This is a genomic window from Streptacidiphilus rugosus AM-16, from assembly GCF_000744655.1.
GTDB lineage: Bacteria > Actinomycetota > Actinomycetes > Streptomycetales > Streptomycetaceae > Streptacidiphilus > Streptacidiphilus rugosus.
Genome location: NZ_JQMJ01000004.1, coordinates 3,243,236 through 3,266,355, shown reverse-complemented (window position 1 = coordinate 3,266,355; position 23,120 = coordinate 3,243,236). Strand labels below are relative to the sequence as shown.

At 70.6% G+C, this 23,120-nt stretch carries 20 protein-coding genes and 1 pseudogene; 12 read left to right on the top strand and 9 right to left on the bottom strand.

Annotation, left to right across the window (positions count from 1 at the left end):
- Positions 1–220 precede the first annotated feature (220 nt).
- From BS83_RS23665 to BS83_RS23655, 3 genes are read left to right on the top strand one after another with little or no spacing between them, the layout of a single operon-like run.
- Positions 221–1,561 (top strand): FAD-binding protein, encoded by a 1,341-nt coding sequence (locus BS83_RS23665; protein ID WP_051943747.1) that lies wholly within the window; start codon positions 221–223, stop codon positions 1,559–1,561.
- A gap of 42 nt (positions 1,562–1,603) precedes the next feature.
- Positions 1,604–2,359, top strand: coding sequence for a decaprenylphospho-beta-D-erythro-pentofuranosid-2-ulose 2-reductase (locus tag BS83_RS23660; protein ID WP_037605599.1), 756 nt, complete (start codon positions 1,604–1,606; stop codon positions 2,357–2,359).
- A gap of 53 nt (positions 2,360–2,412) precedes the next feature.
- Positions 2,413–3,324: a YihY/virulence factor BrkB family protein gene (locus BS83_RS23655; RefSeq protein WP_051943742.1), complete on the top strand. Its 912-nt coding sequence runs from the start codon at positions 2,413–2,415 to the stop codon at positions 3,322–3,324.
- A 185-nt stretch (positions 3,325–3,509) separates the two neighbouring features.
- On the opposite strand, the gene BS83_RS23650 is transcribed toward BS83_RS23655, so the two are convergent.
- Positions 3,510–4,703, bottom strand: coding sequence for a D-alanyl-D-alanine carboxypeptidase family protein (locus tag BS83_RS23650; protein WP_332262346.1), 1,194 nt, complete (start codon positions 4,701–4,703; stop codon positions 3,510–3,512).
- Positions 4,704–4,798: 95 nt separating this feature from the next.
- On the opposite strand from BS83_RS23650, the pseudogene BS83_RS44220 reads away from it, so the two are divergent.
- Positions 4,799–5,035 (top strand): annotated as a pseudogene (locus BS83_RS44220) (SCO4848 family membrane protein); the annotation flags it as partial.
- Positions 5,036–5,059: 24 nt separating this feature from the next.
- Here BS83_RS44220 and BS83_RS23645 read toward each other — a convergent pair.
- From BS83_RS23645 to BS83_RS23615, 7 genes are all read right to left on the bottom strand, one after another.
- The gene (locus tag BS83_RS23645) at positions 5,060–5,509 is read right to left on the bottom strand and encodes a GtrA family protein (RefSeq protein WP_037605598.1); all 450 of its coding nucleotides are present in this window, start codon (positions 5,507–5,509) and stop codon (positions 5,060–5,062) included.
- 219 nt (positions 5,510–5,728) lie between these two features.
- Entirely contained in the window at positions 5,729–6,514 is a 786-nt protein-coding gene (locus BS83_RS23640; RefSeq protein ID WP_037605597.1) for a succinate dehydrogenase iron-sulfur subunit, read from the bottom strand.
- The gene (gene sdhA / locus BS83_RS23635) at positions 6,514–8,268 is read right to left on the bottom strand and encodes a succinate dehydrogenase flavoprotein subunit (protein ID WP_037605595.1); all 1,755 of its coding nucleotides are present in this window, start codon (positions 8,266–8,268) and stop codon (positions 6,514–6,516) included. Before sdhA ends, BS83_RS23640 begins: the two co-directional genes overlap by 1 nt.
- Positions 8,269–8,294: 26 nt before the next feature.
- Complete coding sequence (locus BS83_RS23630; RefSeq protein ID WP_037605594.1) at positions 8,295–8,768, bottom strand: succinate dehydrogenase hydrophobic membrane anchor subunit; 474 nt, start codon at positions 8,766–8,768, stop codon at positions 8,295–8,297.
- A gap of 7 nt (positions 8,769–8,775) precedes the next feature.
- Positions 8,776–9,153 carry a succinate dehydrogenase, cytochrome b556 subunit gene (gene sdhC, locus BS83_RS23625; protein WP_037605593.1) on the bottom strand — a complete coding sequence of 126 codons (378 nt, stop codon included), beginning with the start codon at positions 9,151–9,153 and terminating at the stop codon, positions 8,776–8,778.
- A gap of 275 nt (positions 9,154–9,428) precedes the next feature.
- Positions 9,429–9,863, bottom strand: a complete 435-nt coding sequence (locus tag BS83_RS23620) for a 2-oxo-4-hydroxy-4-carboxy-5-ureidoimidazoline decarboxylase (protein ID WP_408641102.1) — start codon at positions 9,861–9,863, stop codon at positions 9,429–9,431.
- A gap of 501 nt (positions 9,864–10,364) precedes the next feature.
- Positions 10,365–11,111 carry an SDR family oxidoreductase gene (locus tag BS83_RS23615; RefSeq protein ID WP_037605590.1) on the bottom strand — a complete coding sequence of 249 codons (747 nt, stop codon included), beginning with the start codon at positions 11,109–11,111 and terminating at the stop codon, positions 10,365–10,367.
- A 147-nt stretch (positions 11,112–11,258) separates the two neighbouring features.
- Between BS83_RS23615 and BS83_RS23610 the strand changes: the two genes are divergently transcribed.
- The 8 genes from BS83_RS23610 (at position 11,259) to BS83_RS23575 (ending at position 21,761) form a co-directional block, all read left to right on the top strand.
- Positions 11,259–12,842 (top strand): acyl-CoA mutase large subunit family protein, encoded by a 1,584-nt coding sequence (locus BS83_RS23610; RefSeq protein WP_037605589.1) that lies wholly within the window; start codon positions 11,259–11,261, stop codon positions 12,840–12,842.
- 321 nt (positions 12,843–13,163) lie between these two features.
- A complete protein-coding gene (locus BS83_RS23605) occupies positions 13,164–14,360 on the top strand; it encodes an amidohydrolase (RefSeq protein ID WP_051943738.1) in 1,197 nt (398 codons plus the stop codon).
- Positions 14,361–14,552: 192 nt separating this feature from the next.
- Positions 14,553–15,626, top strand: a complete 1,074-nt coding sequence (locus BS83_RS23600) for a BMP family lipoprotein (protein ID WP_037605586.1) — start codon at positions 14,553–14,555, stop codon at positions 15,624–15,626.
- Positions 15,627–15,792: 166 nt separating this feature from the next.
- Positions 15,793–17,385 carry an ABC transporter ATP-binding protein gene (locus tag BS83_RS23595; RefSeq protein ID WP_051945532.1) on the top strand — a complete coding sequence of 531 codons (1,593 nt, stop codon included), beginning with the start codon at positions 15,793–15,795 and terminating at the stop codon, positions 17,383–17,385.
- Between the two features lie 50 nt (positions 17,386–17,435).
- Positions 17,436–18,569, top strand: a complete 1,134-nt coding sequence (locus BS83_RS23590; RefSeq protein ID WP_037609727.1) for an ABC transporter permease — start codon at positions 17,436–17,438, stop codon at positions 18,567–18,569.
- Positions 18,566–19,801: an ABC transporter permease gene (locus tag BS83_RS47760; protein ID WP_037605585.1), complete on the top strand. Its 1,236-nt coding sequence runs from the start codon at positions 18,566–18,568 to the stop codon at positions 19,799–19,801. Before BS83_RS23590 ends, BS83_RS47760 begins: the two co-directional genes overlap by 4 nt.
- Complete coding sequence (locus tag BS83_RS47755) at positions 19,798–20,193, top strand: cytidine deaminase (protein WP_269664864.1); 396 nt, start codon at positions 19,798–19,800, stop codon at positions 20,191–20,193. The genes BS83_RS47760 and BS83_RS47755 overlap by 4 nt, the downstream gene beginning before the upstream one ends.
- Positions 20,194–20,477: 284 nt before the next feature.
- The gene (locus BS83_RS23575) at positions 20,478–21,761 is read left to right on the top strand and encodes a thymidine phosphorylase (RefSeq protein ID WP_037605583.1); all 1,284 of its coding nucleotides are present in this window, start codon (positions 20,478–20,480) and stop codon (positions 21,759–21,761) included.
- A 43-nt stretch (positions 21,762–21,804) separates the two neighbouring features.
- Here the strand turns inward: BS83_RS23575 and BS83_RS23570 are convergent, their stop codons facing one another.
- Positions 21,805–23,028, bottom strand: coding sequence for a phosphodiester glycosidase family protein (locus BS83_RS23570; protein ID WP_157597293.1), 1,224 nt, complete (start codon positions 23,026–23,028; stop codon positions 21,805–21,807).
- Positions 23,029–23,120: the final 92 nt, after the last annotated feature.

Sequence of the window (23,120 nt, the reverse complement as noted above, 5' to 3'; positions counted from 1 at the left end):
CGGGAGGCGTCACGACGGGCGCTTCGAACGCGCGTCACCTCGTCGTCAACTCACCGACGCCACCGTCACTCACCCGTTCGGGCGTGCCCGGCGGCCGGACCGCCGCAGGCCCGCCGTGCGGCATTCCGCGTGCCTGACCGGCGGGTTGGGGCTGAGGGCGCGCCGCACCCCCGAGCGGGCCCCCTGCGACCTGTCGGCCCCCGGGCTTAGCGTCGCTCGCATGGAAGGACAACTCACCGGGTGGGGGCGCACCGCGCCCACGACGGCCAGGCTCTGCGCGCCCACCACCGCCGACGAGGCCGCCGCCGCGCTGCGCGGGGCGGGTGGACGCGGCGCTGTGGCCCGCGGGCTCGGCCGCAGCTACGGCGACGCCGCCCAGAACGCCGGAGGCACCGTCCTCGACATGACCCGGCTGGCCGCCGTCCGGTCCCTCGACCTGGCGCAGGGCCTGGTCGAGGTCGAGGCGGGGATCAGCCTCGACCGGCTGATGCGGCTGCTGCTGCCCTTCGGCTGGTTCGTCCCGGTCACCCCCGGCACCCGCCACGTCACCGTCGGCGGGGCGATCGGCGCGGACATCCACGGCAAGAACCACCACGTGAGCGGCAGCTTCAGCCGGCATGTCACCCGGATGCGGCTGCTCACCGCCGACGGCGGGACGCACGAACTGCTCCCCGGCGAGGAGCTCTTCGACGCGACGACCGGTGGCATGGGGCTGACCGGCGTGATCCTCGACGCCACGATCCGGCTGCTGCCCGTCTCCACCTCCCTCATGACCGTCGACACCGAACGCGCCCACGACCTCGACGACCTGATGGACCGCCTGGAGACGACGGACCACCGCTACCGCTACTCGGTTGCCTGGATCGACCTGGTGGCCCGCGGCGCCGCCACCGGCCGGGCCGTGCTGACCCGCGGCGAGCACGCCACAGCGGACCTGCTGAGCCCGCGTCAGCTGGCCGATCCGTTGGCCTTCCGCCCGCGCAGCCTCCCCGCCGTCCCGCGCGGCATCCCCGGCGGGCTGCTGCGCACCGCCACGGTCGGGGCCTTCAACGAGCTCTGGTACCGCAAGGCCCCGCGCGAGAGACGCGGACAGCTCCAGCGCATCGGCGCGTTCTTCCACCCGCTCGACGGCGTCCCCGACTGGAACCGCGTCTACGGGCGGGCGGGCTTCCTGCAGTACCAGTTCGTCGTCCCCTACGGGCAGGAGGCGACGCTGCGCTCGATCGTCGAGCAGCTCAGCCGGCACGGCTGCCCGTCGTTCCTGGCCGTGCTCAAGCGCTTCGGCGAGGGCGGCCCCGGCTGGCTCTCCTTCCCGATGCCCGGCTGGACCCTCGCCCTCGACCTCCCGGCCGGCGTTCCCGGCCTCGGGCCGCTGCTGGACCGGCTCGACGAGCAGGTGCTGGCCGCCGGCGGCCGGGTCTACCTGGCCAAGGACTCACGGATGCGCCCGCAGACACTGTCCGGGATGTACCCGAGGCTCGCGGAGTTCCGCGCGCTGCGGCAGCGCATCGACCCGCACGGCGCCCTCACCTCCGACCTCGCCCGCCGCCTCGCACTCTGACGGCCGGCTCCACGTCCGCCCCTCCGAAAGAGAGCACTGCTGATGCTGAACGCCCTGGGCGACCCCCAGTCCCTGCTGCTCCTCGGCGGCTCCTCCGAGATCGGCCTGGCCACCGCGCGCCGACTGGTCACGGGCCGGGTCCGCGTGGTCCACCTCGCCGGGCGTCCCTCGCCCGCGCTCGACGCCGCCGCGGACGAGCTGCGGGCGCTCGGCGCGGAGGTCTCGGTGCACGACTTCGACGCGGCGGCCGTCGACACCCACGAAACGGTCCTCGGCAAGATCTTCGCCGAGGGCGACATCGACGTCGCCCTGCTGGCCTTCGGCGTCCTCGGCGACCAGCAGCGCGACGAGCACGAGCCGATGGCGGCGGCCGACGTCGCCCGGGTCAACTATCTGGGCGCGGTCACCTCCGGCCTGGTCTGCGCGCAGGCCCTGCGCCGTCAGGGCCACGGCGCGCTGGTCGTGCTCTCCTCCGTGGCGGGGGAGCGGGCCCGGCGGTCCAACTTCATCTACGGCTCGACCAAGGCCGGTCTGGACGCCTTCGCGCAGGGCCTCGGGGACTCCCTCCAGGGCTCCGGCGCGCGGGTGATGGTGGTCCGGCCCGGCTTCGTCCGGACCAGGATGACCGAGGGCATGCAGGAGGCCCCGCTCGCCACCACGGCCGACGCCGTGGCCGAGGCGATCACGACCGGGCTCCGCCGCGGTACCGAGACCGTCTGGGTGCCCGGCGCCCTGCGCTACGTCATGTCCGGCCTGCGGCACCTGCCGCGCCCTCTCTTCCGGCGGCTGCCTCTCTGAGCGGCGACGAGTGTCTGCCCCGGTCACGGGGGTCCGGGCGCTAGGTTCGAGCGATGGAGTGGCTGAAGCGCGTGCCGGTGGTCGGACCGGCGGTCGGGTGGGTGCTGCGGACGCGTGCGTACCGCGTCTTCGAGCACTTCAACGACGTCGGCTCGAACAGGATGGCCGGGGCGGTGACCTTCTTCGGCTTCCTGGCCCTCTTCCCGCTGCTGACGGTGGCCCTGGCGGTCGCGGCGGCGCTGCTGAGCGACCATCGGACCGACCAGTTGCAGCAGAAGATCGCGGAGCAGTTCCCCGGCCTCTCCGACCAGCTCAACATTCACGACATCGCGAACAACGCGGGCACGGTCGGCGTGATCAGCGGCGTCATCCTGCTGGTCTCCGGCCTCGGCTGGGTGGACACCACGCGTGTCTGCATCCGCACGTCCTGGGCGTTGCCGATCGAGCCGGGCAACGTGATCGTCCGCAAGCTGTGGGACGTCGGCGTCCTGATCGGCCTCGGTCTCGTGGGCGCGGTCTCCCTCGGCGCGTCGACCGCGGCGGGCGCGGCGGCGAACCAGGTGGCGAAGTGGATCGGCGCGGGCCACGCGGGCGCGGGCCGCGCGGGCCTGACGGCGGCGGCGTTCGTGATCGCGGTGGCGGCGGACCTGCTGGTCTTCTCCTACCTCCTGACCGGCCTGCCGCGGATCTTCGGCCAACGCCGGCGGGTGGTCCTGGAGGCGGCGCTGATGGGGGCCGTGGGCTTCGAGCTGCTGAAGCAGGCCCTGGCGGCGTACGTGGCGGGCGTCGCCACGAAGAGCGTGTACGGGGCCTTCGGCACGCCGATCGCCCTGCTGCTCTGGATCAACTTCATGTGCCGCTGGCTCCTCTACTGCGTCGCCTGGACGGCCACCGCCGACCCCGCCGCCGCCCGCGCCCGCGCCAGGGCCCGCGCCCGCGAGGCCCTCGCCAAGGCCGACGAGTGATTCAGTGGCGCGGATCTTCCGCAGGCGGGCGACCAGGCACGTCCCCAGGGGCGCGGGGAACTGCGTGAGCAACCACCCCGAGCGGATGGCCCTGAACAGTGAGGACCATCCGCATGCGGGTGGCTTGTCGCGCAGTTCCCCGCGCCCCTGGAAAGTGCAACGCACTCGCCGCCTGAAGCCTCGCGCTAGCGGTGGCGGCGACGGCGGCGGGTGAGGAGGACGTAGGCGCCGGAGAGGAGGGCCAGGGCTGCGACGCCCGCGGCGGCGTACAGCGTGGTGGGGGAGCCGGACGAGGCGGTCGTCGCCGCGGCCCAGGGCCGCGCCGCAGCCGTCGCCGACGGGGTCGCCGCGTCCTGGGCCACCGACTTCGCGGCGTCCAGGGTGCCGATGGGCCGGGTCCTGCCCTCCGCGGCGAAGCCCCAGTCCAGCAGGGCCCGTGCCTCGCGGTAGACCTCGTCCCTGACCGGGGCCTGCGGGTTCATCAGGGTGACCAGCAGGGTGCGGCCGTCACGTCGCGCGCCCTCGATCAGGGTGTTGCCCGCGTTCGTCGTGTAGCCGTTCTTGACGCCGATCACGCCGGGATAGCGGCCGCCCACCCCGTCGAAGCCGGTCAGCAGCCGGTTGGTGTTGTCGATCTCGAAGGGCTTGCCCTTCGTGCTCGGGCCGCCGGGGAAGTGCGCGATCGCGGTCGAGCAGTACTTCGCGAAGTCCGGGTTCTTCAGCCCGTCCCTGGCGAAGAGCGTCAGGTCGTAGGCCGAGGAAACCTGCCCCGGCATGTCGTATCCGTCCGGGCTGACCACGCGGGTGTCCTTCGCGCCCAGCGCCTCCGCCTTGGCCTGCATCTCCTGCACCGTCGTCGCGACGCCGCCGTTCATCGCGGCGAGCACGTGCACCGCGTCGTTGCCCGAACGGAGGAAGACGCCGAGCCAGAGGTCGGAGACCGTGTACGTCTGACCGGGCATCACGCCGACCATGCTGCTGCCCGCGCCCATGCCGTCGAAGTCCGCCTCGGCGACCTTGTGCGTCGCCGTCTGGGAGAACTTCGGCAGCACCGTGTCGGCGAAGAGGGTCTTCAGCGTGCTGGCCGGCGGCAGCGCCCAGTGCGGGTTCTGCGCGGCGAGCACCTGGCCCGTGTCCGCGTCGGAGACGATCCAGGACAGCGAGGAGATCCCCTTGGGCAGGGCCGGCGCGCCCGCGCCGACCTGCGGGCCCGGTCGGCCCAGCGCCTCGCCGCCGACCGTCGACATCTGCGCCGGGGGCTTTCTGACCGGGCTCCCGCTCGGACTCGGGGCGGGTTTCGCGGCGGTGACGGTCAGTACGGCCGTCATGACGGCCACCCCGGAGAGGGCCTTCCTCAGCGCTTGATCACGTAGCTGCACGCGGTCGACCGTACCCAATCCGAATCACCTATGGTCATAAAAGCAGACGGGACCCCTCGTCCGGGCGCGTCCGAGTGGCCGACCATACTGACCTTATGAGACTCAGCCGACGTGCATCCTGGTTCCTGACGGCGTTCGGCGTCTGGTCGGTATGGATCTGGGTGACGTTCTTCAAGAACCTGTGGGCCGACGGCGAGGGGCTCGCCTTCACCCACGGCGACCACTCCCGGCCCACGGCCTATTTCTGGATCCACGCCACCCTCGCCCTGTCCTCGCTGCTGCTCGGCCTCGTGGTCGGTTCCCTCGGCGTCCGCAGCCTGCGCGCGCTGCGGGCGGCGGGTCCGGCCGCCGCGGGCTCAGACGCTGCGCGCACGGAAGACCCAGGTGCGGAAGCCCAGCAGGCGGAAGCCCGTAGCGCCGATCATGCCCACGACGCTGCCTGAGACGTTGTCGGCGAGCAGGCTGGTGAAGCCCAGCAGGTAGTGGGAGACCGCGAGACAGCTCAGCTGGATCAGCAGTCCGCCCAGGCTCACCAGGACGAACAGCACCACCTCCCGGCAGACCCCGGTGCGGGCCTGCGGCTCGCGGACGCGGTCGCGGTAGGTCCACCAGCGGTTGCCCAGATAGGCCACGGCGGTGGCGAAGGTCAGCGACACCGCCTTCGCCGCCAGCGGCCCGGCGCCGCCGTGCCCGCGCAGCAGGTTGAACAGCGCGACGTCGGTGCCGTAGGCCGCCAGACCGACCGCGCCGAAGCGTCCCAGCTCGGGGCCGATCCGGCGCAGCGGCGCAGCGAACCGCACGGGCATCAGGACCTCCTCCTCGCCGTCTCCCGGTCCAGGGAAACACGCCCCGACCGGTGAAGATCCGACCGGACGTCACCGCGGTCCGCGGCTCACCGGGACGAGTGACGTGCGAGGGGAGCCAGTCGCCCGTACGGGCCCCCGTGAGGATCCTCGGCCGCGAACGCGCGAGGGCGGACCACTCGTGTGAGTGGTCCGCCCTCGGGCCTGCGGCTCGGCTCAGGCTCAGTAGCGACGCGTGATCAGCGCGCGCTTCACTTCCTGGATCGCCTTCGTCACCTCGATGCCACGCGGGCACGCGTCGGTGCAGTTGAAGGTGGTGCGGCAGCGCCACACGCCCTCACGGTCGTTCAGGATCTCCAGCCGCTGCTCCGCGCCCTCGTCACGCGAGTCGAAGATGAAGCGGTGGGCGTTCACGATCGCGGCCGGACCGAAGTACTGGCCGTCGTTCCAGAACACCGGGCAGGAGGAGGTGCATGCGGCGCAGAGGATGCACTTGGTGGTGTCCTCGAAGCGCTGGACGTCCTCCTCCGACTGGATCCGCTCCCGGGTCGGCGCGTTGCCCTTGGTGATCAGGAAGGGCATCACGTCGCGGTAGGCCTGGAAGAACGGGTCCATGTCCACGACCAGGTCCTTGAGGACCGTCATGCCCTTGATGGGCTCGATCGTGATCGGCTTCTCCGGGTTCACGTCCTTGATGAGGGTCTTGCAGGCAAGACGGTTCTTGCCGTTGATCCGCATCGCGTCGGAGCCGCAGACGCCGTGGGCGCAGGAGCGACGGTAGGTCAGCGTGCCGTCCTGCTCCCACTTGACCGTGTTGATCGCGTCGAGGACGCGCTCCTTCGGGTCCACCGTGAGCTGGTAGTCGACCCACACCGCCTCCGGGTGCTCCTCCGGGTTGAACCGGCGGATGCGGAGCGTGATGGTGATCAGCTCGACCTTGCCCGACTCGGCGGCGTCGAGCGCCGCGGAGTTGTGCGGGGTTGCGTCCTCGATGGTGGGGGTGCTCATCAGTACTTACGCTCCATCGGCTGGTAGCGGGTCACCACGACCGGCTTGTAGTCCAGGCGGACAGTCGTGTTGCCCTGGGCGTCGACCTCGCGGTACGCCATGGTGTGCCGCATGAAGTTGACGTCGTCACGGGTCGGGAAGTCCTCGCGGTAGTGACCGCCGCGGGACTCCTTGCGGGCCAGCGCGGAGGTCGCGGTGACCTCGGCCAGGTCGAGCAGGTTGCCCAGCTCGACGGCCTCCAGCAGGTCGGTGTTGTACCGCTTGCCCTTGTCCATCACCGAGATGTTCTTGTAGCGCTCCTTCAGCTCGGCGATGTCGGCCACCGCCTGCTTCAGGGTCTCCTCGGTGCGGTAGACGGACACGTTGGTGTCCATCGACTCCTGCAGCGCGCTGCGGATGTCCGAGACGCGCTCGGTGCCGGTCGCGGTGCGGATGCCCTCGAGCAGCTCGACGACCTTCGCGGCCGGGTTCTCCGGCAGCTCGACGTACTCGGCCGTCTCGGCGTACTTGGCGGCGGCGATGCCGGCGCGGCGGCCGAAGACGTTGATGTCGAGCAGCGAGTTGGTGCCCAGGCGGTTGGCGCCGTGCACCGACACGCAGGCGACCTCGCCGGCGGCGTACAGGCCGGGAACGACGGTCGTGTTGTCCAGGAGGACCTCGGACTCGTTGTTCGTCGGGATGCCGCCCATGGCGTAGTGCGCCGTCGGCTGGATCGGGATCGGGTCCGTGTAGGGCTCGATGCCGAGGTAGGTGCGCGCGAACTCGGTGATGTCCGGCAGCTTGGCGTCCAGCTGCTCCGGCGGCAGGTGGGTGAGGTCCAGGTAGACGTGGTCGCCGTTGAGGCCGCAGCCACGACCGGCCCGGATCTCCGAGTAGATCGCGCGGGAGACGACGTCACGGGACGCGAGGTCCTTCATGACGGGTGCGTAGCGCTCCATGAAGCGCTCGCCGTCCTTGTTGCGCAGGATGCCGCCCTCGCCGCGGGCGCCCTCGGTGAGCAGGATGCCCATGCGCCAGATGCCCGTCGGGTGGAACTGGAAGAACTCCATGTCCTCCAGCGGCAGGCCGCGACGGTACGCGGCGGCCTGGCCGTCACCGGTCAGGGTGTGCGCGTTGGAGGTCACCTTGAAGAACTTGCCGTTGCCGCCCGAGGCGAAGATGACCGACTTCGCCTGGAAGACGTGCACCTCGCCGGTGGCCAGCTCGTACGCGACGACGCCGGCGGTCTTCTTGACCCCGTCGACCTCGGTGAGGAGGAGGTCGAGGACGTAGAACTCGTTGAAGAACTCCACACCCTCCTTGACGCAGTTCTGGTACAGCGTCTGGAGGATCATGTGGCCGGTGCGGTCCGCCGCGTAGCAGGAGCGGCGCACGGCCGCCTCGCCGTGGTTGCGGGTGTGGCCGCCGAAGCGGCGCTGGTCGATCCGGCCCTCGGGGGTGCGGTTGAAGGGCAGACCCATCTTCTCCAGGTCGAGGACGGCGTCGATCGCCTCCTTGGCCAGGATCTCGGCGGCGTCCTGGTCGACCAGGTAGTCACCGCCCTTGACGGTGTCGAAGGTGTGCCACTCCCAGTTGTCGTCCTCGACGTTGGCGAGGGCGGCGGCCATGCCGCCCTGGGCCGCGCCGGTGTGGGAGCGGGTCGGGTAGAGCTTGGTCAGCACCGCGGTGCGGCTGCGCTTGGTGGCCTCGACCGCGGCGCGCATCCCGGCGCCGCCGGCGCCGACGATGACGGTGTCGTACTGGTGAATCTGCATGTCTCTTGCTGCCTCGTCCGTCCGCGTCAGCTGATGTTCGGGTCGAAGGTGAAGATCACCAGGGTGCCCAGCAGCACGGTGAAGACCGTGGCGGTCACCAGCAGGACCTTCAGCCAGAACCGAGTGGTGTCGCGCTCGGCGTAGTCGTTGATGACGGTGCGCATGCCGTTGGCGCCGTGGAGCATGGCGAGCCAGAGCATGAGCAGGTCCCAGCCCTGCCAGAACGGCGAGGCCCAGCGCCCGGCGACGAAGGCGAAGCTGATCTTGCTCACGCCGCCGTCGAGGAACAGCTGGATGATCAGGTGGCCCAGGATCAGGAAGACCAGCACGACACCGGACAGGCGCATGAAGAGCCAGGCCAGCATCTCGAAGTTGGTCCGGCTGCGGCGGCCCGCGGTGGTCTTGGTCCGCTTGCGCGGCGGCTCGATCAGGAACGAGGCCGGGTCCGCGGGGGCGCTGGACTCGGTCAGCTCGACGCTGCCGATGGAATCGGTTGCCATCTCTCGATCACCCGAACCAGTTCTTCAGGGTCTCCTGCAGGATCGGGTAGAACGCACCCGCCATCAGCAGGACCCAGACGGTCACGACGGTCCACAGCATCTGGGCCTGGTACTTCGGCCCCTTGGCCCAGAAGTCCACGGCGATGACCCTGAGGCCGTTCAACGCGTGGAAGAGGATGGCGGCGGTGAGGCCGTACTCCATCAGGTTGACGGGCCACGTCTTGTACGTCGCGATCACGCTGTTGTACGCGTGCGGGGACACGCGGACGAGAGCGGTGTCGAGGACGTGGGCGAACAGGAAGAAGAAAATGAGGACGCCAGTGACTCGATGAGCCACCCAGGACCACATGCCTTCCCGGCCGCGGTACAGCGTTCCAGCCGGCACGGAAGAACCCTCCGGGAGCGGGGCGGGGGTCGCCCGAGCAGCTCGGCGGCAACGTCGGTGTCGGTCGGCCCGGCCGGATACTGTCCACCGGCCGCGGCCATCGTAGCCAGGCGGGAGGCCCTCGGGCCTGTTGGGGGCCGTGCGGCGGGCGCAGATCCACTCAGATGATCAACGGACTCGGCGAACCGGAGGACTTTCGCCCCGGTTTGCAGGGCCTTTGTGACCTTCGGAGTGGATCACGCCTGGACGGGTGTGGGCGATCTCACCCCGTCATCTCACGAAGCCGCCGAAGCGTGAGACGCGACGAGGTGGGCGAGCCGGTTGATGGTGATGCGGCGCAGTTCCTCGGCGGTGGTGCTGCGCTCCTCGTCGGGGTCGTTGGCGAGCCGGGTGCGGATGCTGGCGAGCACCCGGTCCAGCATCTCCTCCGGCGGGCAGTCGTCCAGTGAGACCACGAACACATGCCCGAACCGCGCCTCGTACGCGGCGTGCGCGGCGCGGAGCGCGGTCCGCGCGGCGTTGCTCCCCGGCGCCCGCATGCCCAGCAGGGGCTGGGGCATGCAGCTCTCGTCGGCGAGCGCCTCGGTCAGGTCACGGTGCGACATGTCGTACGACGCCTCGCTGGCGGCGGCCAGCAGGGAGTCGACATCCGGGTACGGCCGGTGCGCGGCGATCCTTATCGCCCAGCGTCGGCTTCCGCAGCAGGCCAGCAGGGCTTCCTCGGCTGCGCCGGGGGTCGCCTCGTTGAGCCGCGACAGACCGGGTGCGGGAGACCCGGGCGTCGACGGCTGGGTGGACTGCGGCGGGATCGGCGGCCTGGCCAGCGGGTCCTCCTCGGACTGCGGGTGGCGGACGGACGGAAGCCCCTGAGGTTAGGGCTTGCTGCCGACGGCGTCGGCACAGTCATAGACGCCGGGGCCGCTGCTGCAACGACGCCCGAGACCAGGATTCACTCGCACGGGGTATTAAGTCGAGACCCCGACGGCCGAATTATGAGACGGCGTCAGCGAAGTGAACTGCGAGGACCTGCACCCTTCCCCGGGGGGACAGTTGCTCCACCCAGAGGCGCGAGGCTCTGCTTGATGAAGTGCGTGCGCGACAAGCCACCCGCGTGCGGTGGGTCCTCAACGTGCAGGGCCATCCGCCCGGGTTGGTTGCCCGCGCCGTTCCTCGCGTCCCCAGCGTGCTGCACCTGGCTCGCCCTGCGTGGGCTAGGCGCGGTGCACCTTGTGGTTCGCCGCCTGGGCGCGGGGGCGGACGACCAGGAGGTCGATGTTCACGTGCGGGGGCCGGGTCACCGACCAGACGATCGTGTCCGCCACGTCCTCCGCGGTCAGCGGCTCCGCCACGCCCGCGTACACCGCCGCGGCCTTCGCGGCGTCGCCGCCGAAGCGGGTCAGCGCGAACTCGTCCGTCCTGACCATGCCGGGAGCGATCTCGATCACCCGGATCGGCTCGCCGACCAGTTCCAGGCGGAGCGTCCCCGCGATCGCGTGCGCGCCCATCTTCGCCGCCACGTAGCCGCCGCCGCCCTCGTAGGTGGCCAGTGCCGCCGTCGAGGAGAGGATCAGGATCACCCCGTCGCCCGAGGCGCGGAGCGCGGGCAGCAACGCCTGCGTCACGTGCAGCACGCCCAGCACGTTCACCTCGTACATCCGCTGCCAGTCCGCGGGGTCCGCCGTGCCGACCGGGTCCGCGCCGAACGCGCCGCCCGCGTTGTCGACCAGGACGTCCACCCGGTCCAGCGACGCGGCGAACGCGTCCACCGCCGCGCGGTCGGTGACGTCCACCACGTGGACGCTCGCCGCGTCGCCGATCTCCTTGGCCAGAGCCTCCAGCCGGTCCGCCCGGCGGGCGACCAACGCGACGCGGTAACCCGCCGCGGCCAGCCCGCGCGCGGTCGCCGCGCCGATGCCGCTGCTGGCGCCCGTGACGACCGCGACCTTCTGCACTGTCATGTGAACCGTTCCTCCAAAGCCGTTCGACTCATGTGAGCAAGCTCCCAGAGGATGCGACTATTCCTCCCCCGAGCGCATCATTACCGTACGTAGCGAAGCAGACGTTAATCGCTGCTAACACCCTCACCAGAGTCGCGGAGGACCCCCATGGCCCGCCTGTCCGAGTCCGGACTGCCCATCGAGCCCGTCTACGGACCGGCGGCCCAGGAGGGCTGGGATCCCGCGACGAAGCTCGGAGAGCCCGGCCGGTACCCCTTCACCCGCGGCGTCTATCCCTCGATGTACACGGGCAAGCCGTGGACCATGCGGCAGTACGCCGGCTTCGGCACCGCCGCCGAGTCCAACGCCCGCTACAAGCAGCTGATCGCCAACGGCACCATGGGCCTGTCGGTCGCCTTCGACCTGCCGACCCAGATGGGCTACGACTCGGACGCGAGGATCGCCTCCGGCGAGGTCGGCAAGGTCGGCGTGGCCATCGACTCGGTCGAGGACATGGGCGTGCTCTTCGGCGGCATTCCGCTGGGCGAGGTCTCCACCTCGATGACCATCAACGCGCCCGGCTCGCTGCTGCTGCTCCTCTACCAGCTCGTCGGCGAGGCGCAGGGCGTGCCGTCGGGCAAGCTGACCGGCACGATCCAGAACGACGTGCTCAAGGAGTACATCGCGCGTGGGACGTACATCTTCCCGCCCAAGCCCTCGCTGCGCCTGATCTCGGACATCTTCCAGTACTGCAAGGCCGAGATCCCGCGCTGGAACACCATCTCCATCTCCGGCTACCACATGGCCGAGGCCGGGGCCACGCCCGCGCAGGAGATCGCGTTCACGCTGGCCAACGGCATCGAGTACGTGCGGACGGCGATCGCCGCCGGGATGGACGTCGACGACTTCGCGCCGCGCCTCTCCTTCTTCTTCGTCTCGCGCACCACCCTGCTGGAGGAGGTGGCCAAGTTCCGCGCCGCCCGCCGGATCTGGGCACGGGTGATGAAGGAGGAGTTCAAGGCCGAGAACCCCAAGTCGATGATGCTGCGCTTCCACACCCAGACGGCGGGCGTGCAGCTGACGGCGCAGCAGCCCGAGGTCAACCTGGTCCGGGTCTCGGTACAGGCGCTGGCCGCGGTGCTCGGCGGGACGCAGTCGCTGCACACCAACAGCTTCGACGAGGCCATCGCGCTGCCGACGGAGAAGTCCGCCCGGCTGGCGTTGCGGACCCAGCAGGTGCTCGCCTACGAGACGGACGTGACCGCGACCGTCGACCCGTTCGCCGGTTCCTACGTCGTCGAGCAGATGACCGACGAGGTCGAGGCGGCGGCGCTGGAGCTGATGAACAAGGTCGAGGAGATGGGCGGCGCGGTGGCCGGCATCGAGCGCGGCTACCAGAAGTCCGAGATCGAGCGCAGCGCGTACCAGGTGGCACTGCAGACGGACTCGGGCGAGCGGACCGTGGTCGGCGTCAACCGCTTCCAGCTGGACGCAGAGGAGCCGTACGAGCCGCTGCGGGTCGACCCGGCGATCGAGATCCAGCAGGCCGAGCGCCTCGCCAAGCTCCGCGCCGACCGCGACAGCGCCGCGGTGGACCGCGCGCTCTCCGCGCTGCGCCGGGCGGCGGAGACAAGCGGCGAGAACGTGCTCTACCCGATGAAGCAGGCGCTGGCCGCTCGCGCCACGGTCGGCGAGACCTGCGACGCGCTCCGCGAGGTCTGGGGGACGTACGTCCCGGTCGACAGCTTCTGACGCCGGGAGGCGCGCTTCGCGACGGCGGGGCAGCTGCACGGTCAGGGGCGTGAGGCTCTGCTTGATCAACTGTGTGCGCGACAAGCCACCCACGAGAGTCGGATCCCGAGCGGACAGGGCCGTTCGCCTGGAGTGGGTTGCTCGCGCAGTTCCTCGCGCCCCTGTGGTGCCCTCCGGGCGTGGTCGCTCGTTGAAAAGGGCGTGAAAAGGCTTATCTACCCCGCCCAGGCGGATCCATGCGCCGAGCGGGCGACAACCTTCTCGTCCGGCGGTATGAATTTCAGTGATCCCCTGCCACAACTTCCCCAGGGCCGTAGCCTTGTGGAGGTGAACCAGTCATCTGAGCTGCGGTCCCGCGTGCAGGCTCTCCAGCCCGAGTTGGTCGCCTTCCGGCGCGATCTGCACATGCACCCCGAGCTGGGCCGGGAGGAGTTCCGCACCACCGCGCTCATCAAGGCGCGTCTCGAGCAGGCCGGTCTCGCGCCGCGCGTGCTGCCGGGGGGCACGGGTCTGCTCTGCGACATCGTCCCTGACGGGCTCTCCGCCGCCCGCGGCGTCATGGGGTTCCGCGCCGACATCGACGCGCTGCCGCTCGACGACACCAAACCCGCGACCGTGCCGTACCGCTCCACCGTCCCCGGCCGCGCCCACGCCTGCGGGCACGACGTGCACACCAGCGTGGTGCTCGGCACCGGCCTGGTGCTCGCCGAGGCCGCGCGGACCGGAGCGCTCCGGCGCCCCGTGCGGCTGGTGTTCCAGCCCGCCGAGGAGCAGATGCCCGGCGGCGCGCTCGACGTGCTGAAGTGCGGCGTGCTCGACGGCCTGGAGCGGATCTTCGCCGTGCACTGCGACCCACGGGTCGAGGTGGGCAAGGTCGGCCTGAAGGTCGGGGCCATCACCTCCGCCTGCGACCTGCTCAAGCTCAACCTGGACGGCCCCGGCGGGCACACCGCCCGTCCGCACCTCACCACGGACCTGGTGACTGCGGTGGCCAAGGTCGCCGCGGAGCTTCCGTCCGCCCTGGCCCGCCGGATGGACCCGCGCTGGGGGGTCAGCCTGGTCTGGGGCCGGATCTCCTCCGGGTCCGCGGCCAACGCGATCCCGCAGCACGCGGAGCTGGAGGGCACGGTCCGCTGCCTGGAGCAGGCCGGCTGGCGCGAGGCGCCCGGCGCGATCGACGAGCTGGTCGGCCAGATCGCCGAGACCCACCGGGCGAAGTGGGTGCTGGACTACCGCCGCGGCGTTCCGCCCGTCGTCAACGAGGCGGAGTCCATCGCGATGATCGAGCACGCGATGGCGGCGGGCTTCGGCGCGGAGTCGATCGAGCCCACCGAGCAGAGCCTCGGCGGGGAGGACTTCTCCTGGTATCTGCAGGAGACTCCGGGGGCGCTGGCGCGCCTCGGCGTCCGGGGTCCGGACGAGCAGGGCGTCCGTGATCTTCATCAGGGCGGCTTCGACGCGGACGAGCGGTCGATCGGCATCGGCACGGAGCTTTTCGCGAGCCTCGCACTGGGGTAGAGAGGCGGGTAACGGGACAGGATCCGGAGCGAATTCATCCGTTTGCTCCGGCTTGTTCGCATCGGCCGGGATGGCAGAAATGCGACGATCTGATAACGGCCCCGTGGCCGTAACACAAACGTGTTCTACGCGCGTTAACGTCGCATCCAATCCGCGCCGAACCAGGTGCGCGTCGACCAAGGAGTGATTCCCTTGCGCCGGGTTACCAAGATCGCCGCGGCTCTGCTGTGCGGCTCCCTCGGTGTCACCGCCCTCACGGCCTGTGGCAGCAACAGCACCTCGTCCTCCTCTGCGCCCTCGGGCAGCTCCACGGGCGCCGCTTCCTCCTCGACGATCAAGGTCGGTATGGCCTACGACGTCGGCGGCCGCGGCGACCACTCCTTCAACGACTCCGCCGCCGCGGGTCTGGACAAGGCCGTCAAGGACTTCGGCGTGCAGTTCAAGGAGCTGCAGGCCGTGAACGGCGAGTCCGACGCCGACCGCGCCGCGAAGCTCGACTCGCTGGCGGCCAACGGCTACAACCCGATCGTCGCGATCGGCTTCAACTACGCGAACGCCGTCAAGACCGAGTCGGCCAAGTACCCGAACGTCAAGTTCGCGATTGTCGACGACGCCTCCAACACGGCGACCAACGTCACCAACCTGGTCTTCACCGAGGAGCAGAGCTCCTACCTGGTCGGCGTCGCCGCCGCGCTGAAGTCCAAGACCGGCACCGTCGGCTTCATCGGCGGCGTGGACGTCCCGCTGATCCACAAGTTCCAGGCGGGCTACCAGGCCGGCGTGAAGTCCGTGAAGCCGAACGACAAGGTCATCGTCAAGTACCTGTCGCCGGCTGGTGACTTCTCCGGCTTCGCCTCCCCGAACAAGGGCAAGGCCGCCGCGCAGGGCATGCTGTCCCAGGGCGCCGACGTGATCTACGCCGCCGCCGGCTCCTCCGGTGACGGCTCGATCCAGGCCGTCGCCGCCCAGAAGGGCGCCTGGGCCATCGGCGTCGACTCGGACCAGCACGAGCTGCCGGCCCTCGCGCCGTACAAGAACAGCATCCTCACCTCGGCGCTGAAGAACGTCGACGTGGCGGTCTACGACTACATCAAGTCGATCCACGACGGCAGCCCGCTGACCGGCACCCAGACCTTCTCGCTGGCCAAGGGCGGCGTCGGCTACGCCACCTCCGGCGGCTTCGTCGACGACATCAAGACGCAGCTGGACCAGGCCAAGGCGGACATCGTCTCCGGCAAGGTCACCGTCCCGACCACCACGTCCTGACCTGTCTTCAGGACCGCTGACCTCACCTTCGTGAGGCGGTAGGAAGGGGGGTCGCGCACCCGGCTGGACCGGGCGCGCAACCCCCCTTCTCCCTGTGTCTTCTCCCTCGGTCGCCCGAGCGGGACACTCTGCTTCACCCGCCGTAACTCTTCCCCAGGAGTGCGCCATCAACGCCCCCTCCCCGCAGGCCGCAGACGTGCCAGCCGTCGAGCTGCGCGGTATCACGAAGCGGTTCCCCGGCGTCGTGGCCAACCACGACATCAATCTCACGGTTCAACGCGGCACCGTGCACGCTCTCGTCGGCGAGAACGGTGCGGGCAAGTCGACGTTGATGAAGATCCTCTACGGGATGCAGCGCCCCGACGAGGGCACGATCACGGTGGACGGCGCGCAGGTCGAACTGCACTCGCCGGCCGACGCGATCAACCGCGGCATCGGCATGGTCCACCAGCACTTCATGCTGGCGGACAACCTGACCGTGCTGGAGAACATCACCCTCGGCGCCGAGAAGCTCCACGGCATCGGCGGCAAGGCGCGGGCGAAGATCAAGGAGATCTCCGACTCCTACGGCCTCGGCGTCCGCCCCGATGTGCTCGTCGAGCACCTCGGCGTGGCGGACCGGCAGCGCGTGGAGATCCTCAAGGTCCTCTACCGCGGCGCGCGCACGCTGATCCTGGACGAGCCGACGGCCGTCCTGGTGCCGCAGGAGGTGGACGCGCTCTTCGCGAACCTCCGTGAGCTGAAGTCCGAGGGCCTCACGGTCATCTTCATCTCGCACAAGCTCAACGAGGTGCTCTCGGTCGCCGACGCGATCAGCGTCATCCGCCGCGGCACCACGGTCGGCGACGCCGACCCGCGTTCGGTCACGACCAAGCAGCTGGCCGAGATGATGGTAGGCAGCGAGCTGCCCTCGCCGGAGTCGCGCGAGTCGACGGTGACCAGCCTGCCGATGCTGGAGATCACCGACCTCGGCCTGGCCGAGATCGACTCCGAGGGCATCGAGCGGACCATCCTCGGCGGCGTCAGCCTCACCATCCACAAGGGCGAGGTGCTCGGCATCGCCGGCGTCGAGGGCAACGGCCAGGCCGAACTGGTCGAGGCCATCATGGGCATGCGCAAGCCCGATGACGGAACGATCCTGCTGGACGGGCAGGAGATCACCCAGGCGCAGACCCGCACCCGCCGCGAGGCCGGCATCGGCTACATCCCCGAGGACCGGCACCGCCACGGCCTGCTGCTGGAGGCTCCGCTCTGGGAGAACCGGATCCTCGGTCACGTCACCGAGGAGCCCAACGGCAGCAAGGGGCTGATCAACCCCAAGGCCGCCCGCAAGGACACCGAGCGCATCGTGCGCGAGTTCGACGTGCGCACTCCGGGCATCGAGGTCACCGCCTCCTCGCTCTCCGGCGGCAACCAGCAGAAGCTGATCGTCGGCCGCGAGATGAGCCACGCGCCCAAGCTGCTGATCGCCGCCCACCCGACCCGCGGCGTCGACGTCGGCGCCCAGGCGCAGATCTGGGACCACATCCGCACCGCGCAGCGCGAGGGCATGGCCGTCCTGTTGATCTCCGCCGACCTGGACGAGCTGATCGGCCTGTCCGACACCCTGCGCGTCATCTACCGCGGTCGTCTCGTCGCCGACGCCGACCCGAACACCGTCACGCCGGAGGCCCTCGGCACCGCGATGACCGGTGCGGCGACCGGCCGCATCGAAGAGACCCCGACTCAGGGTTCCGCAGACCAGCAGGCGGGGGAGTGAGCATGAGCGACAACCAGAGCGCGGGCACGGCGGGGTCTTCGAGCTCCCGCGTGCGCGCCTACTTCGACCGTCTCGACTGGGAGCGCATCGGGCTCGCGATCGCCGCGCCCGTGCTGGCGATCCTGTTCGCGGCCCTGGTCACCACGATCGTGCTGCTGATCTCCGGGCAGAGCCCGACGCTCGCGCTGAGCGACATCTTCAGCTACGACATCCACCCGGACTCCACGGTCGCCATTCTCAACCGGGCCACGACCTACTTCCTGGCCGGTCTGGCCGTGGCGCTCGGCTTCCGGATGAACATCTTCAACATCGGCGTCGAGGGCCAGTACAAGATCGGCGTCTTCTTCGCCGCGTACGTCGCGGGCATCGTCGGCGCCCCGGGCCCGATCAAGATCATCCTGGCGATCGTGGCCGGCGTCGTCGCCGGTGCGCTGTACGCCGGCATCGTCGCTGTGCTGAAGGTGACCCGCGGCGTGAACGAGGTCATCGCCTCGATCATGCTGAACTACATCGCCATCAACCTGATCGCGTACCTGCTCCAGCCGAACACCCTCGGCTTCCAGGCGCCCGGCAGCAACAACGTCAGCACCAAGCCGCTGCCCGCGAGCGCGATGTTCTTCACCATCAGCACCTACGGCGGCAACATCTGGGGCTTCGTCATCATCGCGGCGCTCCTGGGCGTCGGCTTCCACCTGCTGCTCGCGCGTACGCGCTTCGGCTTCGACCTGCGCACCGCCGGTCAGTCGGACGGCGCGGCGCAGGCCTCCGGCGTCAACACCAAGAAGATGATCCTCATCGCGCTGCTGCTCTCGGGTGGTCTGGCCGGTCTGACCGGCGTCCCCGAGCTGCTGCAGGACGCGGGCAGCTACAACCTGACCTTCCCCTCGGGCGTCGGGTTCACCGGCATCGCGATCGCGCTGCTCGGGCGGAACAACCCGATCGGCATCGCGCTCGGCGCGCTGATGTGGGGCGCCTTCGACCGCGCCTCCAACCAGCTGGGCTTCGACGGCTTCCAGCCCGAGATCGTGCTGATCATCGAGGGCACCATCGTCATCTCGGTGGTCGTCGCCTACGAGGTGGTCCGCCGCTACGGTCTCAAGCGCCAGCAGTCCAGGGTCGGCCGCGAACTCGCCGCCGCGGCTGCCCAGGCGGCCGGCTCCACCAACAAGGAGGCGGCGGCATGAGCTCGCCCACCGCAGTCACGAACGGCAAGCGGGTCGGCATGCGCCGCTCGACCGCCTACCTCCTCGTCGCGGCCGCGCTGATCGGCGTCTCCGCGGTCCGCGCCATCACCGGCGCGACCGACCTGACCTCCTCCGGTCAGGTGGGCGGCACGCTGGCGCTGGCCGTGCCGATCGGCATGGCCGGTCTCGGCGGCCTCTGGTCCGAGCGTTCCGGCGTGGTCAACATCGGCCTCGAAGGCATGATGATCCTCGGCACCTTCTTCGGCGCCTGGGGTTCCTGGCACTGGGGTGCCTGGGCCGGCGTGCTGTGCGGCGTCATCGGCGGTGCGCTCGGCGGCCTGCTGCACGCGATCGTGACGGTCACCTTCACCGTCGACCACGTCGTCTCGGGTGTCGCGATCAACCTGCTGGCCCTGGGCGCCACCGAGTACCTGGCCTCGCAGACCTTCCAGAAGGTGGTCGGCTCCAAGCAGTCCCCGCCGCTCGCCTCGCTCTCCTCCTGGAACATCCCCGGGATCTCGCCCTGGCTGACCAAGCTCGAGGCGCACCACTGGTTCTTCGTCTCCGACCTGGCCGGCATCATCGGCGGCTTCGTCACCGGCCTGTCCGTGCTGACGGTGCTCGCGATCGCGCTGCTGGTGGGCACGTACTTCCTGCTGTGGCGCACGCCGTTCGGCCTGCGTCTGCGGTCCTGCGGCGAGAACCCGACGGCCGCGGAGTCGCTGGGCGTCAACGTCTACAAGTACAAGTACATCGCGGTGGTCGTCTCCGGCGCGCTGGCCGGTCTGGGCGGCGTCTTCATGGTGATGGTCTCCTCGAACGTCTACCAGGACGGTCAGACCGGAGGCCGCGGCTTCATCGGCCTCGCCGCGCTGATCTTCGGCAACTGGCGTGTCGGCGGCATGGCGCTCGGCGCGATGCTCTTCGGCTACACCGACTCGCTGCAGCTGCGCGGCAGTGACGCGGTGCACGCGCTGCTGCTCGGCGTCTGCGTGCTGCTGGCCGCGATCGCGCTGAAGAAGCTGCTGGCGAAGGAGTACAGGCAGACGATCATCTATGCCGTCTTCGCCGGGCTCTTCGGCGGCTGGTGGGCCAGCGTCCACGACGTGGCGCCGGCTCTGGTCAACTGCTCGCCCTACGTCATCACGCTGGTCGTGCTGGCCTTCGCCTCGCAGCGGCTGCGGATGCCCAAGGCGGACGGCATGCCGTACCGGAAGGGGCAGGGGAAGTGACCCTGGCCGCCGCCGTCGACTGGGACGCGCTGCGGGCCGCCGCCCGGGAGGCCATGGCGCGCGCGTACGCGCCGTACTCCGGCTTCCCGGTCGGCGCGGCGGCCCTGGTCGAGGACGGGCGGATCGTCAGCGGGTGCAACGTCGAGAACGCGTCGTACGGGCTGGGGCTGTGCGCGGAGTGCGGACTGGTGTCCGCCCTGCACGCCACCGGCGGCGGGCGACTGGTGGCGTTCACCTGCTGCGACCGCAACGGCGATCCGCTGATGCCGTGCGGTCGCTGCCGGCAGCTGCTGTGGGAGCACGGCGGCGCGGAGCTGATCGTGGAGTCGGTCTCGGGCATCCGCCCGCTGAGCGAGCTGCTCCCGGACGCCTTCGGACCCGAACGGCTCTGACCTTCGTTGCCGCAACCGGTCGCACCTCCAGGGGCGCGGGGAACTGCGCGAGCAACCATCCGGTCGGGATGGCCCTGCTCGTTCGGCGACACACCACTTCGGTGGTTCGTCGCGCAGTTCCTCGCGCCCCTGGGCGTTGCGAGCGACCCGTCTGCCCGGGCTCGTCGCGCCGCCCACGCGCCGAAGCCGCACAGCACAGCCTCGCGCCCCTGCCGCGCTTGCAACTGACGGTTACGCGCGTAGAGTTCTGTCTGTCTCCCCCTTCGCACAACCATGGAGTGCACGTGGACGCCATCTCCGTCATCCGCGCGAAGCGCGACCGCGCCGAGTTGACCGATGTTCAGATCGACTGGGTCATCGACGCCTACACGCGCGGCGAGGTCGCCGACGAGCAGATGTCCGCTCTCGCCATGGCGATCCTGCTGAACGGGATGAATCTGCGCGAGATCTCCCGCTGGACCGAGGCGATGATCCGCTCCGGCGTCCGGATGGACTTCTCCGCGCTGCCGCTGCCCACCAGCGACAAGCACTCCACCGGCGGCGTCGGCGACAAGATCACCCTTCCGCTCGCGCCGCTCGTCGCCGCCTGCGGCGCGGCCGTGCCGCAGCTCTCCGGGCGCGGCCTCGGGCACACCGGCGGGACGCTGGACAAGCTGGAGTCGATCCCCGGCTGGCGGGCGCTGCTCTCCAACGACGAGATGATGCACGTGCTGCGCGAGGCCGGTGCGGTCATCTGTGCGGCGGGCGACGGGCTCGCCCCCGCCGACAAGAAGCTCTACGCCCTGCGGGACGTCACCGGCACGGTCGAGGCAATCCCGCTGATCGCCTCCTCGATCATGTCGAAGAAGATCGCCGAGGGCACCGGCGCGCTGGTGCTGGACGTGAAGGTCGGCTCGGGCGCCTTCATGAAGAACCTCGCTGACGCGCAGGAGCTCGCCCGCACCATGGTCGGGCTGGGCACCAACGCCGGCGTCAACACCGTCGCGCTGCTGACCGACATGAGCACCCCGCTCGGCCTGACGGCCGGCAACGCGCTGGAGGTGCGGGAGTCGGTCGAGGTGCTGGCGGGCGGCGGCCCGGCCGACGTCGTGGAGCTGACGCTCGCGCTGGCGCGCGAGATGCTGGCCGCGGCGGGCGTCACCGGAAAGGACCCTGAGACCGCGCTGAAGGACGGCTCGGCGATGGACCACTGGCGTCGCATGATCTCCGCCCAGGGCGGGGACCCTGACGCGGCCCTGCCGGTCGCTCGCGAACAGCACGTGCTCACCGCCCCGGCCACCGGCGTGCTCACCGGTCTCGACGCCTACGCCGTCGGCGTCGCGGCCTGGCGTCTCGGCGCGGGCCGCGCGCGCAAGGAGGACCCGGTGCAGGCGGGCGCGGGCGTCGAACTCCACGCCAAGCCGGGCGACCGCGTCACCGCCGGCCAGCCGCTGCTGACCCTGCACACGGACACCCCCGAGCGCTTCGACTACGCCCTGGAGGCCCTCGCCGCGCCGGACGCGATCACCGTCGGCGCGGAGGGGACGTCGTACCGGCCGACCCCCATCGTGCTGGACCGGATCGCCTGACCGCAGGGCGGAACAGGAGCACGGCCCGTGGCCGGGCAGGACCTCAGCGTCCTGCCTGTCCCCGGGCCGTCGTCGTCACGGTCGTCGCGGGTGTGCGGGCGTAGACCGCCACGAAGTCGCGGCTGGAGTAGTCGTAGTAGCGGGTGGGGTCGCGGACGAAGTTGACGATGTTGTGCGGGACCGGGTCGTGCGGGTTCTTGGTGGAGTCGTAGGAGATGAACGACGGCCAGCTGAGGTTGATGTCCAGCATCATCGCGGTGACCGCGCCCGCGCGCTGGAGCATCGTCGCGAGCGACTGGACGGTCAGTGCGCGGCCGCCGACGTAGATCAGCTCGCCGTTGCGGTCGATGCCGACGCCCGACCGCGGCACGACGGCGTAGCCGCCGTCGGTGAAGCCCCAGGTGCTGGTGCCGCCGTAGAGCGCGTCCTCGGTGACCCGGCCGTTGCGCACCAGCGGGACCAGGCACTGGCGCACGCCGACCACGTCGGGGGCCATCCGCGCGTCCTGTCCCCACACGCCCACGGTGACCGTGCCGTCGCGGTGGAAGACCTCGGAGGCCGCGCCGTCGCGCAGTTCGCCGATGGTCCGGCCGTCGAGGTAGAAGCCGCCGTGCGAGTCGCCGTTGGAGACCTTGAAGCCGCCGTTGTAGGCGGCCAGCAGACCGGTGCGCCGACCGGGCGCGATGGTGGCCGGGACGGTCCAGTTGCCGCCGGGCTCGGAGACGCCGGGGTGCAGGTCGAAGCGGAGGTCGTGCTGCTTCATCCAGACGACGCCGATCATGAATTCGGTGTCCGTGGCGTCGGGCCGGACCGTCGCGCTCTGGATCGCCGGCTGGCCGTCGACCAGTGACAGCGGCTTGAACACCCCCTCGCCAGGGAGCGCGGGCGAGACCAGCGGCTGGACCGCCGCGTGCAGCGGGATCGGCGGGACGGTGGGCGTCGGCTTCGGCCTGGGCCGGACCGGCGCGGCGTGTACGGTCGCGATCGCGGTGCCGCAGGCGTCGTGCGCGGCGGCGGGCTGGTGCCGGTTGTCGACGAGATCGACGACGGTGGACAGGCCGTGGCAGCGACCCCAGTGGGCCAGCTTCGTCTGCGCGCTGCCGCGTCCGGGCGCGGTGAGCGCGTCCTGGACGCACCAGCCGGCGGTTCCGGCCAGGACGAGCGCGGTGCCGAGGGCGGCCCAGCGCAGTCGGCGGCGGCGAGTCGACCGCGGTTCCGACGGTGCGGGGGCGGCCGCGTCACCGGGCGTTTCGCCGGACTCCGGCATGGTCACCTCTCTCTTCGCTCGGCGCAGGGATCCACTGGGCGGTACCCAGTTGGGAGAGGTCCCGGACGGAAGGTCACCCGCACGGCGCACCG

Coding starts and splice junctions, on each gene's coding strand:
- BS83_RS23665 (WP_051943747.1), top strand. CDS start 221: ATGGAAGGACAACTCACCGGGTGGGGGCGCACCGCGCCCACGACGGCC.
- sdhA (WP_037605595.1), bottom strand. CDS start 8,268: ATGCAGATTCACCAGTACGACACCGTCATCGTCGGCGCCGGCGGCGCC.
- BS83_RS23630 (WP_037605594.1), bottom strand. CDS start 8,768: ATGGCAACCGATTCCATCGGCAGCGTCGAGCTGACCGAGTCCAGCGCC.
- BS83_RS23645 (WP_037605598.1), bottom strand. CDS start 5,509: ATGCCCGTGCGGTTCGCTGCGCCGCTGCGCCGGATCGGCCCCGAGCTG.
- BS83_RS23660 (WP_037605599.1), top strand. CDS start 1,604: ATGCTGAACGCCCTGGGCGACCCCCAGTCCCTGCTGCTCCTCGGCGGC.
- BS83_RS23640 (WP_037605597.1), bottom strand. CDS start 6,514: ATGAGCACCCCCACCATCGAGGACGCAACCCCGCACAACTCCGCGGCG.
- BS83_RS23570 (WP_157597293.1), bottom strand. CDS start 23,028: ATGCCGGAGTCCGGCGAAACGCCCGGTGACGCGGCCGCCCCCGCACCG.
- BS83_RS23615 (WP_037605590.1), bottom strand. CDS start 11,111: ATGACAGTGCAGAAGGTCGCGGTCGTCACGGGCGCCAGCAGCGGCATC.
- BS83_RS23655 (WP_051943742.1), top strand. CDS start 2,413: ATGGAGTGGCTGAAGCGCGTGCCGGTGGTCGGACCGGCGGTCGGGTGG.
- BS83_RS23610 (WP_037605589.1), top strand. CDS start 11,259: ATGGCCCGCCTGTCCGAGTCCGGACTGCCCATCGAGCCCGTCTACGGA.
- BS83_RS47760 (WP_037605585.1), top strand. CDS start 18,566: ATGAGCTCGCCCACCGCAGTCACGAACGGCAAGCGGGTCGGCATGCGC.